Consider the following 13,884-nt stretch of genomic DNA (forward strand, 5'->3'; position numbering starts at 1 on the left):
GCAATTTGCAAAGCACGTAAGTAACGTTGTTCATATAAAAAAATAGCCAACCGCAATAATCGCGATTGGCTTATATTTAGTGTGAACAAATTGTATTCACTAACAACGTCAGTTGGCTAGGTGACCCTCGGCTTAAGAAGGGTCGAGCAGTATTATGCATTAATCATGCCAAAATGCAAAGACTTATTTTTGGGCACAAGATCTCATATAAGCTGGATTTATTCACGCGCAAATTATCAAAATGCAATTTGATAATGCAAATTGCAATTGCACAATGCAACCAAGATTGATAATTGATAGTAGAGTTAATCATCTCAAAAATGTAAACCAAGCATTAAAAGCTCGTTACGGCGGCATTGTCTCTTGGCGGGTAATAAAGATAGGCAATAGATTGGATATAAAACCAAGTAGTTACAGCACTATTTCATACTTTTTTCATCGCAATGTTTGTATACTCTCTGCCATCGAAACGACTTAGCATTAGAGCAATGAACTACTTAATTACTTTCTTCAAGGGAATCGCCATGGGTGCAGCAGATGTTGTACCTGGTGTATCTGGCGGCACCATCGCGTTTATCACTGGTATTTACGATACGCTGCTTGAAAGCATTCGACGCATTAACCCCTCACTTTTCTCTATCTGGCGAAAAGAAGGGTTTAAAGCCGCGTTTAATCACATCAACGGATTTTTCCTAATCGCTCTGTTTGCCGGCATTTTCACCAGTATTGCAACGCTAGCAAAGTTGATTACTTGGCTTCTTGACACACACCCGATCCCGCTTTGGTCATTTTTCTTTGGTCTAATTTTGGTCTCTGTGTATCACATTATTCGTCAGGTTGAGCAACGCGATCTTGTCCGCTTTGTCATTCTGCTCGTTGGTGTCGGGTTTGCTTATAGTATTACTGTGCTCAAACCTTTACACATGGAACCAACGGCCATTAACACCTTATTCGCTGGAGCTATCGCGATTTGTGCGATGATCTTGCCGGGTATCTCTGGCAGTTTTATTTTGCTGCTGATTGGCATGTATGCTCCTGTATTAGCCGCAGTGAAAGGTTTTCAAGTCGATACATTAGCGCTATTTTTGTCTGGCTGCGTGATCGGTTTACTGTCCTTCTCTCACTTATTGTCGTGGTTACTACGCAAGTTCCGTGATTTCACCCTGATGTTTTTGACTGGATTAATGATTGGTACGTTGCCAAAGATTTGGCCATGGAAAGAAACCATCACTTGGCGCACCAATTCGAAGGGCGAACAAGTGCCATTGCTACAGCACAACCTATCACCATTTGAATTTGAACACGTGACATCACAACCTTCTCAGTTAGTACTTGCTGTCGTAATGATGCTTGCAGCCATTGCTCTGGTTTTGGGTCTAGAGAAATTCGCAGATTCAGATAAATAACTTTGGTATCAAACACATACTGAACCAAATAAAAACGGAGCCAATTGGCTCCGTTTTTATCTATTGGCTAAGGGCAAAAACATCTCAATTGAAAACTCTGCTGTATTTGATGCAATAAAGTCCGTCGCGTTACTAAGAAGCTGGTCACCGAGGTATAACGCACAATTTACCGAGGTCACGAGTTGGCGAGCGGCGCATCTGTGCTACGATGCTCGTAATGTTAAGTGATAAATGCTGAACCTTAATGAAACTGTTACAAATCGCCGCTGTTTCAGCCGCATTAGTTGCGGGATTTTATGCCCCGACTCTAATAAAAAGCTTTTCTTCTTCCACTCAAAGCATGTCAATAGATGAATACTGCTTTCTCTCTACAACCTCTTGCGTCCAAGAAAATGTTACGATGACGCTAAACTCAGAAACTGCTCAACCCTTGGTTCCTACCACTCTAAATGTTGAGTGGCATACAAGCGATGCTAAGCAACTCATCCTAAGTCTTTCAGGAAGAGAAATGGAGATGGGTGAGCCTAAGTTTTTACTGAAGCAAATCGCTCCTGGCCAATATCAAGGTGACATCATTCTCCCGGTTTGCACGGAGGATGCAATGACTTGGGTTGGTGAACTCAGTGATGGAGAGAATACCGTTTACCCTGCTATAAAAATGCAAAGATAAGGAATCGTTATGAGCCGCAATTGGTCCCTATTTCTCGTAGCTGCTTTCGCACTCGGATTTGGCGTAAAGAGCTATTTAGATAATCAGAAAACGAAGCCAGAGCAAGTGGACAGTTCCACCTCTCAACAAACGGTATTGTTTGGGGAAAATAACCAAGCCGTCAATATCTTCGATGTGAATGACCCTCGCATCCGAGTCGTCTATTTTGGCTTTACTCGCTGCCCAGACGTTTGCCCAACTTCTCTTGCAATGCTGGCAGGAGCACTGAATCAAATTGACGACGCGCAAAAAGCACAACTACGCCCGATGTTCATTTCTTTAGACCCAGAGCGTGATGAGGCCGATGCATCAGCAAAATATGCCCATTACTTCCATCCAATGATTGAAGGCCTATCGGCACCACTTGATGTAACGACACCTTTGGCACACAGCTATGGTGTCATTTTCCGCAAGACAGAATTGGAAGGCTCGGAACTAAAGTACACGCTGGATCATAGCTCTTACTTTTACTTCTTGAAGCCGGATGGCACGTTAATCACTAAAGTACCGCATACGCTCTCGCCGGCACCGATTGTTGAAGCCATTTCAAAACTAACGACCGAAGGCTCTTCAAATGACGGTTAAGTCAGTGCTGAAGCAATTTTTCAATTTCCTAACTCATACCAACCCCAATGTCGAACAAGACGTCGATACGATCATTGACGCCATTGGGGGCATAGAGAACCTGCTAGAAACTGGTGCATGTGCGACTCGGCTGCGTCTTACCCTCAGAGCGACGTCCGTCATCGATAAGAACGCACTCAAAAATCATGGCGCGCATGGCGTCGTGATATTGGATGATCGTCATGTCCAAATCATATACGGCTTAAAAGCCAACACGTATTCGCAGATTATGGAAGAGCGCATCACAAAACAAAGTTAATATTTTTGCAGTATAGCTACCCTCTTTAAAAAAGGGCAGCTATACTCTTTTGGCTTAATTAACTCACTTATTTATTAACCAACGAAGAGGACACAAGATGATTGTATTGAATAACACTAACTGGGCATCGCAAGGGTAATCCTAACAGCACCAACTCTGTGGCATAACCACAACTCCCCTTCTCTGCCCGGTCTTCACCGGGGTCAACTCTATCCGAATTAGACCCTAATGCGATTTGTATTAAGGCGCTTTGTTGCGTCTGGGATAATTCAATAATGAATCAAACACATACTTTTTGTGACACATTAGTTTCAACTTCAAACCCTCTAAAACAATTGGGTTGGAAACCATTTTTTCAGCAACAACTGACATTAGACGATTACGACAACACTATCTTTGCTCGTGTAATTGCGCATCACCGAAGTGGTTATTTATTGGCAACAGAAACTGGGCAAGTTCATCTTAATGCCCACCATTCTTTACCCAACATGACCGTCGGAGACTGGGTAATCTTAAATGAAGATCAGCAATTTGTTCGCTTACTGGATCGCTTGAGCCTCTTTAGCCGCAAAGCCGCTGGCAGCAAAGTGGTAGAGCAACTTATCGCAGCCAATGTGGATACAGTGTTTATCGTCTGTTCCCTTAACGACGACTTCAATTTAAGTCGTATTGAACGCTATCTTGCCTTGGCTCATGAAGCCGAAGTCGAACCCGTCATCGTGCTTTCCAAAGCCGATTTGTGTGACAATACTGATGAACTAAAAAGCCAAGTACAGAAGCTCGACCCTCTATTAGCTATAGAGACAGTCAACGGCTTAGAAATAGAGAGTGCTTCTAAACTCATGACCTGGTGCAAAGAAGGACAAACCCTCGCTTTTATCGGTTCTTCAGGCGTTGGCAAATCAACTCTTGTTAATGCATTACTCGGGCAACAAGAACAGGCAACTGGGCATATTCGTGAAGACGATAGCAAAGGGCGACATACAACTACATCGCGCTCTATCCATCTATTACCTGATGGCGGCATCTTGATTGATACTCCGGGAATGCGCGAGCTTCAACTAGCAGATTGTGAATCGGGGGTCAGTGAGGCATTTTCTGACATTGAGGCGCTCGCTCAGCGTTGTCGCTTTGGCAATTGTAAGCACCAAACTGAGCCAGGCTGCGCAGTTCAAACTGCGATTGCAAATGGCAAACTGGAGGTTCGTCGTTTCAATAACTATCAAAAACTATTGCGAGAACAAGCCTTTAACGGCGCGACTTTGGCAGAGCAACGAGCACAAAGTCGACGATTCGGTAAACTTGCTCGCAATGCCATGAGTGATAAGCGCAGGCGCCAACAAAGTTATTAATTTGTTGCGTTTGAGTTGTCAATAAAATCAAAGGAGACGAAAGTCTCCTTTTTAACAACTTTATTAAAAACCATTACTCATAACTAATGATAATTTTCAACATAAAAATCTTATTTAAATAACATTGAGCAAACATTTAATCCAAAAACAAACTAAAACTAGACACAAAATATTACCAAGCTAAGATATGTGATATTCAGCAAGAAAATGGCTGAATTTATAAAAACAGGATAATTGATAATCATGTGTCTTAGTGACCAGAAGCAATGCTCACCCCTTGCAATACAAGGGCATTATCGCCGTGTAATGATGGACTATTGCCCTGCCACTCTGGCATAAAATTGCAGGAATGATGTATGCAACACAACAGCCTCGTTGCCCGATATGCTCGTGGTAACCTCGTCGTCCAGATCCTTGTCGGTATCGTCTTTGGTATTTTGCTCGCGACAATTTCTCCAAGCCATGCCGAAAGCGCGGGATTAATTGGTAGCCTTTTTGTCGGTGCGCTTAAAGCGATCGCGCCAATTCTTGTGTTTATTTTGGTTGCCGCTTCAATTGCAAACCAAAAGAAAAACCAACACACTTACATGCGCCCAATCGTTGTACTGTACCTGATGGGTACATTCTTCGCGGCGCTATCAGCAGTGGTTTTAAGCTTCCTTTTCCCGACCAATTTAACGCTTGTCACCGGCGCTGAAGGTGCAACGCCTCCTCAAGGTATTGCTGAAATTCTACGCACATTGTTGTTTAAACTGGTCGACAACCCAGTAAATGCACTAGTAGAAGCAAACTACATCGGCATTCTTGCTTGGGGTGTGGGTCTGGGTCTTGCACTACACCACGCATCGGCAACAACGAAGGCCGTATTTGAAGATCTAAGCCACAGCGTGTCTCACATTGTGCGCTTTATCATTCGTCTTGCACCATTTGGTATCTTTGGCTTGGTTGCTTCAACGTTTGCGACAACGGGCTTTAGCGCACTAGCAAGCTACGCACACCTTCTGGCGGTTCTTCTTGGCGCAATGATGATCATCGCACTCGTTGTAAACCCAGCGATCGTGTTCGTTAAAACCAAACAAAACCCTTACCCACTTGTATTCCGTTGTCTACGTGAAAGTGGTGTAACTGCGTTCTTCACTCGTTCAAGTGCGGCGAATATTCCAGTAAACATGGCACTATGTGAGAAGCTAAAACTGGACGAGGATACATACTCAGTATCTATCCCTCTAGGTGCGACCATCAACATGGCTGGTGCTGCAATCACTATCACAACACTAACGCTTGCAGCTGTGCACACTATGGGTATCGAAGTTGATCTACTGACTGCGCTACTTCTAAGTATTGTAGCTGCGGTTTCTGCATGCGGCGCATCAGGTGTTGCAGGTGGCTCTCTACTACTTATCCCACTTGCGTGTGGCCTGTTTGGTATCTCAAACGACGTAGCAATGCAGGTTGTAGCGGTTGGCTTCATTATCGGTGTGATTCAAGACTCTGCAGAAACTGCACTAAACAGCTCAACAGACGTTGTCTTTACGGCAGCAGTTTGTAAATCAGAGCAGCAAAAAGCTCAGTAAGACTGACAGAACAAATAGAAAGGGGAGCCGATGATGGCTCCCCTTTTTTGTTTAATTGCGCTCAATTATGCGGTGACCAGAGCCACTTCTTCAATCGGGAAGTGTTTGCTTGGCTCAACAAACTCTTGCTGCGCCGCAATAGTTTGCAGCTCCCATTCGCCTGCATGGTACGTTGCACTCAACACCCCGTAACACGCGTCGTGACAATGTTGGAAAGCTTGTTTAGGAGACCAGCCTTTTAAGAGTCCCGCGGTAAAGATAGCTGAAATAAGATCGCCCACGCCAACAGGTTGTTTAGCAAACTCAAATTGAGGACGCTTCGCAAGGTAAATGCCTTCTTGCGTAGCCAATAGCATGTTGAAGCTGCCATTTTCTAGGCAGTAAAGGTGCTTAACTAGCACCACTTTTGGACCTTTCTCTAGCGCACGTTGGCATGCGGTGATCGCATCGTCTAATGAGTGGATTTCCATCTCAGCAAATTGACTTAGCTCGAATTGGTTCGGAACGATCACGTCCGCCATTGGCATCAAACGCGTTAGAAGATTTTCAGCAATGCCCGGAGCCACAATGCAGCCTTTGTCTGGCGCGCCCATCACAGGGTCGCAAACGTAAAGTGCGTTCGGGTTCGCTTGCTTCACTTTCGTCACGGTATCTTCAACAGCAAGGCACTGCTCTGCGCTACCTTGGTAGCCCGTCAATACCGCTTGGCACTTTTCCAGCGCGCCGATGTTACCAAGTCCACGAACTAACTCGCTGATGTCTTCAGCCGCAAACGCTCGCCCAGTCCAGCCTTCTTGATACTGCGTGTGGTTAGAAAATTGAACGGTATGAATCGGCCATACTTCGAAGCCCATGCGTTGCATTGGGAAAACGGCACTGCTGTTACCAGCATGACCAAAAGAAACATGAGATTGTATAGAGAGGATACCTTGCATAGTACCTTACCTCTTATTGTAGTTATCGATAGTTCAAAGACAGCGGCAAGCGCCAGTTTTGCGAAACCAGTAGTGTATCCGACAAACCAAGATTCTCTAACTCAATTCTCCTCAATATCTTCAGAGTAAGTTGGAGCGTTGGTTTTCAACACCATCTTCTTAATTTCCATTTTGTCTTTATTCAGTGCGATTTCTAGGGTATCTCCTTCCCTTATCCCGAGCTGAGCCAGGATTACGCTTGGAATGACTACGGCGGTGTCGTCACCGATTTTAACAGGTTGACTTATCATCTTTCGTCCTCCAAATGTCGAAAATGAGTTTTCACGTCATTGGATGTCTAGCCTCAAATACGTTGAGCTGACTTGGGTTTGGCGTAAATGCCTAAAAACAAAGAGCCTTCCACACCGCGTTTGGGAAGGCTCTTTTTGTATTATTTTTTAATTTGCTAAAGGCTCATGCTTCGCAGCAATCAGACCGTAAGCACTCCAGCCTAGGAAGGTTACGATAGAGCCCCACATCATCGCTTCGTAGCCGGAGCCGTAAAGCGCATAGAAGCTGTACAGAGAGCCAATCAGAGCGATAACGTTGGTGGTTTTCATCTCGCGCTCTGGCACGTGCGCCACTTGCTGCATAATAAAGATTGCGCCCATACATAAGATGTAAGGAATAACGTTTGTTACTACCGCTAGGTTAACCAGTGCTTCGAACTGCTCGTTCAGCGTTGGAGAAATCGTCATTAGAGACAATACTGATTGGATGATAGTAATCGCGATCATACCTTTGATCGGTGTGCCGCGTTTGTCCACTTGAGAGAACAATTTAGGGAAGAAGCCCGCATCAGCAGACGATTTGAACACTGACGCGATAGTGAATTGCCAACCCAATAGAGAGCCCGCACAAGCCAATACCGCCATACCCGCAACCACTTTACCAGCGGCAGAACCTAGCATCACTGTCCATACGGTTGAGAATGGCGCTGTAGAAGCGGCAAGCTCAGAGTTTGCAACGATACCAGAACAGATGTTTGTCGATACAATGTAAACCACAGCCGCGATTAGCGTACCACCTAGCACTGCGATTGGTACGTTCTTCTCTGGGTTTTCTACCGCTTCAGAGTTCGCACAAGCTGATTCAAGACCAAGGAATGCCCATAGAGTCATCGCAATAGAAGCACTCACCGCTTCACCAAATGGCAAGCTGTGTGGGTTCCAAGCTTCAATGTACATGGTTGGGTTAAACCAGAACCAACCAACAATACCCAATGAACACACTGGTAGGATTACGCCCCACACGGTGAATGTACCAATTTGACCTGTGATTTTCGCACCACCGAAGTTAGCGAAAGTACAAATCCAAAGAATGGCGATGGTGTACAAACAGGTTTCGACCGGAGATAGGGTCACTTCAAAGAATGCGGAGCCGTAACCCACACAAGTAATCGCGATCGCAATATTCGCAATAAGGAGCGACAAACCGTAAGTCCAGCCCGCCATAAATGCACCCGATTTACCGAATGCATAAGACGCGTAACCGTTCATACCACCGTCACGTTTACTAAAGCGACCACATTTTGCGAACACGTAAGCCAACGCCAAAGAGCCCGCCGCCGTGATCAGCCAAGACAACACAGAAATGGTGCCCACTTGCGCCAGTTTACTTGGCAGCATGATGATACCGGAGCCAGCCATGTTGATGAATGTCAGAATGGTTAACTGCACCACCGACATTTTTTTAGTTTCAGTACTCATAAATTATTCTCCACGAATAAGCGGTTCGCACCGACGCCGGAGCGTGGTGCGAACGGGTAGATTAATCTTTTAGGACATAACAATGTGCGGTAGTGCGACCGTTAACATCTTCAAGGTACACACCTTGAATTTCTGGCGCGAAGCCTGGGAAGCGGTTAATGCCTTCTTCTAGAGATAGGAAGTAATCCACCACCTGTTGAGTCCAGACTTCACCAGTGATCACACAGATAATACCTGGAGGGTAAGGAAGTGCACCTTCAGCGGCTACGCAGCCCACGGCCTCTTTAAGTGGTAGGTAATTGCATTCACCACGGAAGTATTTGCGTGTTGCTACGTCAGGTTTGTGAACCATTTGTGGGAAGTACTCGCTGCGGAACATCGCTTTTTGTAACTGTTTCACGTTCAGCTCTTTGTACATGTCATGCATTTCCTGACATAGCTGACGGATGGTGTAGCCACGGTAGCGTTCTTTATTCGCTTCGTAGACGCTTGGAAGTACGATACTTAAAGGGGCATCATCACGGATGAATTTTTCGAATCGGTTAATTTGAGCCACAAGGTGACGGATCTTACCCATATCTTCCGCAGGAGTGAGTAGGAACAAGATAGAGTTCAAGTCGCACTTTTCAGGGATGATGCCATTTTCACGAAGGAAGTTCGCTAAAAGCGTTGCAGGAATACCGAAATCTGCGTAGCTGCCATCTTCAGCAATACCTGCTGTGGTTAGTAGCAATTTACATGGGTCAACGAAGTATTGACCTTCACCGTACCCCTCGAATTTGTGCCAGCTTGCGTTTGGCTCAAACATGAAGAATTTCTTGTTCGTTGCGATCACGTCAGTGTCGTAGCTGCCCCAAGGTTGGCCTTCGACTTCATCTGGAATGAACGGACGAATCAATTCACAACTCTTAAGGATTTCTTTACGCGCTTCGATACCTGTCTTAACCGCATCGCGCCATAAACGCAGACCTGCTTCGCCGTCGTGGATCTTCGCGTTCACATCAAGCGCAGAGAACAGTGCGTAGAATGGTGAAGTCGATGCGTGCATCATAAACGCGTTGTTAAAGCGTTTGTGGTTACAGTAACGAGCTTGACCTTTGATATGGCGGTCTTTTTTGTGGATTTGCGATGTTTGAGAGAAGCCAGCTTGTTGTTTGTGAACAGACTGAGTCACGATCACACCTGCGTCTTCTGGTTTCAAATCCAGCAGCAGTGGTGAACAGTCTTTCATCATCGGGATGAACTGCTCATAACCAACCCATGCAGAGTCAAACAGGATGTAGTCACAAAGGTGACCTATCTTATCCATTACGTAGCGAGCGTTGTAGATAGTACCGTCATAAGTACCAAGTTGGATAATAGCAAGACGGAAAGGACGTTCATCGCGTGCACGTTCTGGGTCCACTTTCGCGATTTGAGCACGAATGTATTCTTCATCGAAACAGTGTTCATCCATGCCACCGATAAAGCCCCAAGGGTTACGCGCCGTTTCTAAGTAAACTGGCATACCACCCGCTTGGATTAACGCACCGTGGTGGTTCGATTTGTGGTTGTTACGGTCGAACAGTACCAAATCACCTTCAGTTACCAGCGCGTTACACACTACTTTGTTTGAAGCAGAAGTGCCGTTAAGTACGAAGTAAGTTTTGTCCGCGTTAAATACTTTTGCAGCGTGCGCTTGCGCTTGGTGTGCAGAACCTTCGTGGATCAGCAAGTCACCTAAATCCACGTCCGCATTACACAAGTCACTACGGAACAGGTTTTCGCCGAAGAAATCGTAGAATTGTTTACCCGCTGGGTGTTTTTTGAAGAACTGACCACCTTGGTGTCCCGGACAGTCAAACGCTGAGTTACCCATCTCAACATAGTGCGTTAATTGCTTGAAGAAAGGAGGAAGCAGACGACATTCGTACTTGGTTACCGCTTCGTTGATTTGACGACAGTAGTACTCAATAGATTGTCTTTCTAAATCGATAACGCCAGTTAGCCAAACGTAATCTTCTGCCGAAACTGGGTTTTCATCCGTTACTAAGAAAACTGGAATACCGTAACCCGTTTCAGAAATCATTTTATGCAGACCTGCTTTAATGTCTGCTGAAGTAATAATAGCCGCACCAACGTCGGTTAATTCAACTTGCTCTAAAGGTTGTAAATGACGATTAAATTGTTCATCTAAAGATTCAGCTAATAAACTGAAGTCTTCTGGCATGTAATTACTAACACCTATAATTAAACGTTTCATTTGGAATATCTCTTTTTTGTTCTTTAAAATTGACAGGTACAGATATTACAAACGAAAACGATATTTAAAATTCAAAAAACAAATTTCGTGATTAAATTTTCATATTTAAAAGTCTTATTTTCTCGAATTAAAATTTCGCGATCTTCATCACTTTCCAATTGATAGCCCAATGATATTGAAACCAGGCTTAAAAGGAAAAATAATTAAAAATTGTGTGACCACAGCCATTGTTGTTAGAAATAAAATATCAAGAAAATAATTTTTTGAGATTTCCATCACTATATAATTATTAGGACTATATTATTAGGAATGATAAATATTTTAATTTTAACTAAATTTAAACACATAATAAAAAAGCCATCAACACATGTATTGATGGCTTTTTACTTTAGGTGCAAAGGAAACACAATTCAATTAAATAAATGACTATCTAGTTTGACTCCATCATTCGACCATTGCTGATAACGTTTTACAGACATGCCTGACGAGTATATAGTGTGTTTACAATCCATGCACTCGACAAAATACAAGCCACTCATGCCAGTCATAACGTGCAGTCTACGGCTATCGCAACGCTTACAGGACAAGCGTTTTACTTTGGTATTGACGTCAATACGACGAGCAAAGTTTAACGTTTCATGAGAGCATAAAGTATCAACAGCACTATCTTTAAATGGATGTTCACTCAACAAGTAATTAATGGCGTAATCATACACCGGGGGGATTGAAGATTTTCCACTTTCAATATTACTTATTTTAGCGACGGAAACACCTAATAAAGAAGCGAACTCAGCTTTACTGTACTCTAAGATAAACCTTGAAGAGATAAATTTATCTGCACTAATGATTCTCAACATACACAAATCTCTAATATAAATAAAAACAGAGATAAACAATTATCTCTATTTATTATGAAACATGTAATGAAAAAGTTACTTCCTAGTGTAATTCTGCATATTAACTATGCTATTTTATTTTTACGTTATCTTGCGCCTAATTAATCATAAAATCAATAATCGACACCTAAATATAAAAGAACAATTTAAGATTTATAATACATTTTTTAATTTACATTATTAGATAAAGTAATGAATACTATTCACCTATAAATCGGGGCATCAAGTATTGCTCTTCAATCATTATTACTATCAATTGAAAAGGCTTGATCTAAGCCCAATAGCGGAAGTAAATAAAGAGGGAAAAACCTCTTTTTTAAGGTAAACAGATCCCATCTTAGTTAAGTACTAAAAATATGTTGAAAAATCGCATAAATAGTATGCACATCAGTAAAATGACTGCTTAAGTAAGTTTACATTCTGTTGTCGTGACTGATAGAGATACTGGCAAAAGAGCAAAAGAAAAGCCTCAATCTTGAGGCTTCTGGATAAGATAGGTTATGGCTGAAGGAAGTTTTGAGTGAAATCGAGCGCCTCTTTAGAAAGTTTTTTTTCGTTGGGCGATGTGCTTGCCTGGTCTTCTGCTGTTACCGTTGTCATCTTAGGCTGAAAATCTAGTGTTGATGCCTCCTCCCAAGCTTCGGAGGCGTCTTTATTCTCATCATTCAACACCGCATTGAGCTCCTCTTCCGCAGGAAAATACGCTTCGCGTTTGTACACTTTGTTAAGGGCTCGAATAATAGAGTGCTTTCTCACCATTCCTGAGGCCAGCTTTCTTTGCAACGGCTTCGCTATGGACTGCAATCCAACGACAACATCAACACCAATATTGGTCGCCACTTCATCACGCAACGTACGCGCAGGTTGGTAGCCCATATTGGCAGCAAGAAACAGCCAAACGTAAGCAATTGCATTACCCGTTTTACCTTTATCCTTCCACGCTTCGCCAGCATGATACATCGCTTTAGCACTGCCACCTTCCGCGGCCCGTTCTAGCCAGTAGCAACCTTTAACCATGCTTTTTTCTGTACCAATGCCATTTAGGTAACATAAGCCGACTTGGATCTTGCCATCTGCACTGTCTTTTTCCGCCGCTTTCATAAACCAGTAAAGCGCATCTGCACTGCGTCCTGCACTATTGTCTGGTGAAAGCTGCCATTCCCCCATATAAATCATGGCATCAATGCAGCCTTCTTCGGCGGCAGTTTCAATCAGTTGGTTACCTTTTGGGATATTTTTTTCAGTTCCTCGGCCAAAGACCAAGGCCTTGCCCGTCGAAAATTTCGCTTCGGTATCTCCTTCCATTCCCGCAATTGCGGTACGCCAGAAGTTTGCCTGCTCTTTTAAAATCACATCTTCGCGCATGCGTTCACTTAAGCGAACAATGCCGTACATCCCCGTCACATTGTCCAGTTTAGCGGCTTTATCATACCAATACAGCGCTTGACGAATGTTGTCCTTTTCGGCTTCTTTCGCTAGAAATAAAATGGTGGGGATATGCCCGGTTTCTGCTTTGAACTCTCGCTCTTTACGCTCTTGCTCTCGCGCTTTATGCATCGCCTTTCGATAAGCGGCTTCGCGAGCTTTCCTCTCTGCCTCGAGTCTCTGTTTCCGCATCGACAACGAGATCATCCACACAAATATCAGGACGAGTGAAAGGCCAGTTGCCGCAATGGCAATGCCCATACTACTCATAAATAGCCTCTTTTGGTTTCAGGGCCCAATTCAACTCCCTTTCAGGGAAATCTTATGATTACGCGCCGACATAACGCCGACTACCTTCATTATATAACGACCACTTAGCGAAAATCTGAAGCTTGCGAAGACTTAATGGCGGTATTTTATTCAACATCACTGCAGCTTATTTTTAAAAGAAAAATATAGCCCTCATTTTTATAGAACTTAATCACGGTTTTGGGGCTGAGACATTCTCATCCCCTATCATCCCCCCTTGCTCATCCCATAAAAATTTACATTTTAATGATGTGCAGAGTCTCTCACTATGCGCCTATTTTATTATTTAATTTGTGAACAAAATCGACTGTGACAGAAAATTTGCATCTGTAAAAAACTTAACAGCCTGCTCTCACATTTTGCTGATGATTCAGTGTATTAGCATCTAGTTGAACATTTCCTTTT

General features: G+C 43.7%; 12 protein-coding genes. 6 read left to right on the forward strand and 6 right to left on the reverse strand.

What is annotated here, in order from left to right:
* Window positions 1-488 precede the first annotated feature (488 nt).
* The 6 genes from R7041_RS14410 (at window position 489) to sstT (ending at window position 5,924) form a co-directional block, all read left to right on the forward strand.
* The gene (locus tag R7041_RS14410) at window positions 489-1,406 is read left to right on the forward strand and encodes a DUF368 domain-containing protein (protein ID WP_017820124.1); all 918 of its coding nucleotides are present in this window, start codon (window positions 489-491) and stop codon (window positions 1,404-1,406) included.
* A gap of 244 nt (window positions 1,407-1,650) precedes the next feature.
* On the forward strand, window positions 1,651-2,076 hold the full coding sequence (locus R7041_RS14415; protein ID WP_154204051.1) for a hypothetical protein: 426 nt from the start codon (window positions 1,651-1,653) through the stop codon (window positions 2,074-2,076).
* A 9-nt stretch (window positions 2,077-2,085) separates the two neighbouring features.
* The gene (locus tag R7041_RS14420; protein ID WP_206949166.1) at window positions 2,086-2,700 is read left to right on the forward strand and encodes an SCO family protein; all 615 of its coding nucleotides are present in this window, start codon (window positions 2,086-2,088) and stop codon (window positions 2,698-2,700) included.
* Window positions 2,690-2,998, forward strand: coding sequence for a PTS transporter subunit EIIB (locus R7041_RS14425; protein ID WP_005384641.1), 309 nt, complete (start codon window positions 2,690-2,692; stop codon window positions 2,996-2,998). Before R7041_RS14420 ends, R7041_RS14425 begins: the two co-directional genes overlap by 11 nt.
* Window positions 2,999-3,273: 275 nt before the next feature.
* The gene (rsgA, locus tag R7041_RS14430) at window positions 3,274-4,350 is read left to right on the forward strand and encodes a ribosome small subunit-dependent GTPase A (RefSeq protein WP_005384642.1); all 1,077 of its coding nucleotides are present in this window, start codon (window positions 3,274-3,276) and stop codon (window positions 4,348-4,350) included.
* Between the two features lie 356 nt (window positions 4,351-4,706).
* Complete coding sequence (gene sstT, locus R7041_RS14435; protein WP_005374821.1) at window positions 4,707-5,924, forward strand: serine/threonine transporter SstT; 1,218 nt, start codon at window positions 4,707-4,709, stop codon at window positions 5,922-5,924.
* 65 nt (window positions 5,925-5,989) lie between these two features.
* Here sstT and pdxY read toward each other — a convergent pair whose 3' ends face one another.
* The 6 genes from pdxY to R7041_RS14465 form a co-directional block, all read right to left on the reverse strand.
* The gene (gene pdxY, locus R7041_RS14440) at window positions 5,990-6,859 is read right to left on the reverse strand and encodes a pyridoxal kinase PdxY (protein ID WP_042522192.1); all 870 of its coding nucleotides are present in this window, start codon (window positions 6,857-6,859) and stop codon (window positions 5,990-5,992) included.
* A 101-nt stretch (window positions 6,860-6,960) separates the two neighbouring features.
* Window positions 6,961-7,149: an AbrB/MazE/SpoVT family DNA-binding domain-containing protein gene (locus R7041_RS14445; protein WP_005374817.1), complete on the reverse strand. Its 189-nt coding sequence runs from the start codon at window positions 7,147-7,149 to the stop codon at window positions 6,961-6,963.
* A 147-nt stretch (window positions 7,150-7,296) separates the two neighbouring features.
* Window positions 7,297-8,607, reverse strand: coding sequence for a putrescine-ornithine antiporter (gene potE / locus R7041_RS14450; RefSeq protein WP_206949167.1), 1,311 nt, complete (start codon window positions 8,605-8,607; stop codon window positions 7,297-7,299).
* Between the two features lie 61 nt (window positions 8,608-8,668).
* A complete protein-coding gene (gene speF / locus R7041_RS14455; protein ID WP_005374800.1) occupies window positions 8,669-10,849 on the reverse strand; it encodes an ornithine decarboxylase SpeF in 2,181 nt (726 codons plus the stop codon).
* Window positions 10,850-11,259: 410 nt separating this feature from the next.
* Window positions 11,260-11,706, reverse strand: coding sequence for a helix-turn-helix transcriptional regulator (locus R7041_RS14460; protein ID WP_206949168.1), 447 nt, complete (start codon window positions 11,704-11,706; stop codon window positions 11,260-11,262).
* A 537-nt stretch (window positions 11,707-12,243) separates the two neighbouring features.
* Window positions 12,244-13,440: a tetratricopeptide repeat protein gene (locus tag R7041_RS14465; RefSeq protein ID WP_206949169.1), complete on the reverse strand. Its 1,197-nt coding sequence runs from the start codon at window positions 13,438-13,440 to the stop codon at window positions 12,244-12,246.
* Window positions 13,441-13,884: the final 444 nt, after the last annotated feature.

This window comes from Vibrio sp. 1751 (genome assembly GCF_033339895.1).
Taxonomy (GTDB): Bacteria; Pseudomonadota; Gammaproteobacteria; order Enterobacterales; family Vibrionaceae; genus Vibrio; species Vibrio alginolyticus.

Bases quoted from the DNA above. Each gene is read 5' to 3' on its own strand.
- R7041_RS14410 (WP_017820124.1), top strand. From the start codon at position 489: ATGAACTACTTAATTACTTTCTTCAAGGGAATCGCCATGGGTGCAGCA.
- R7041_RS14415 (WP_154204051.1), top strand. From the start codon at position 1,651: ATGAAACTGTTACAAATCGCCGCTGTTTCAGCCGCATTAGTTGCGGGA.
- R7041_RS14420 (WP_206949166.1), top strand. From the start codon at position 2,086: ATGAGCCGCAATTGGTCCCTATTTCTCGTAGCTGCTTTCGCACTCGGA.
- R7041_RS14425 (WP_005384641.1), top strand. From the start codon at position 2,690: ATGACGGTTAAGTCAGTGCTGAAGCAATTTTTCAATTTCCTAACTCAT.
- rsgA (WP_005384642.1), top strand. From the start codon at position 3,274: ATGAATCAAACACATACTTTTTGTGACACATTAGTTTCAACTTCAAAC.
- sstT (WP_005374821.1), top strand. From the start codon at position 4,707: ATGCAACACAACAGCCTCGTTGCCCGATATGCTCGTGGTAACCTCGTC.
- pdxY (WP_042522192.1), bottom strand. From the start codon at position 6,859: ATGCAAGGTATCCTCTCTATACAATCTCATGTTTCTTTTGGTCATGCT.
- R7041_RS14445 (WP_005374817.1), bottom strand. From the start codon at position 7,149: ATGATAAGTCAACCTGTTAAAATCGGTGACGACACCGCCGTAGTCATT.
- potE (WP_206949167.1), bottom strand. From the start codon at position 8,607: ATGAGTACTGAAACTAAAAAAATGTCGGTGGTGCAGTTAACCATTCTG.
- speF (WP_005374800.1), bottom strand. From the start codon at position 10,849: ATGAAACGTTTAATTATAGGTGTTAGTAATTACATGCCAGAAGACTTC.
- R7041_RS14460 (WP_206949168.1), bottom strand. From the start codon at position 11,706: ATGTTGAGAATCATTAGTGCAGATAAATTTATCTCTTCAAGGTTTATC.
- R7041_RS14465 (WP_206949169.1), bottom strand. From the start codon at position 13,440: ATGAGTAGTATGGGCATTGCCATTGCGGCAACTGGCCTTTCACTCGTC.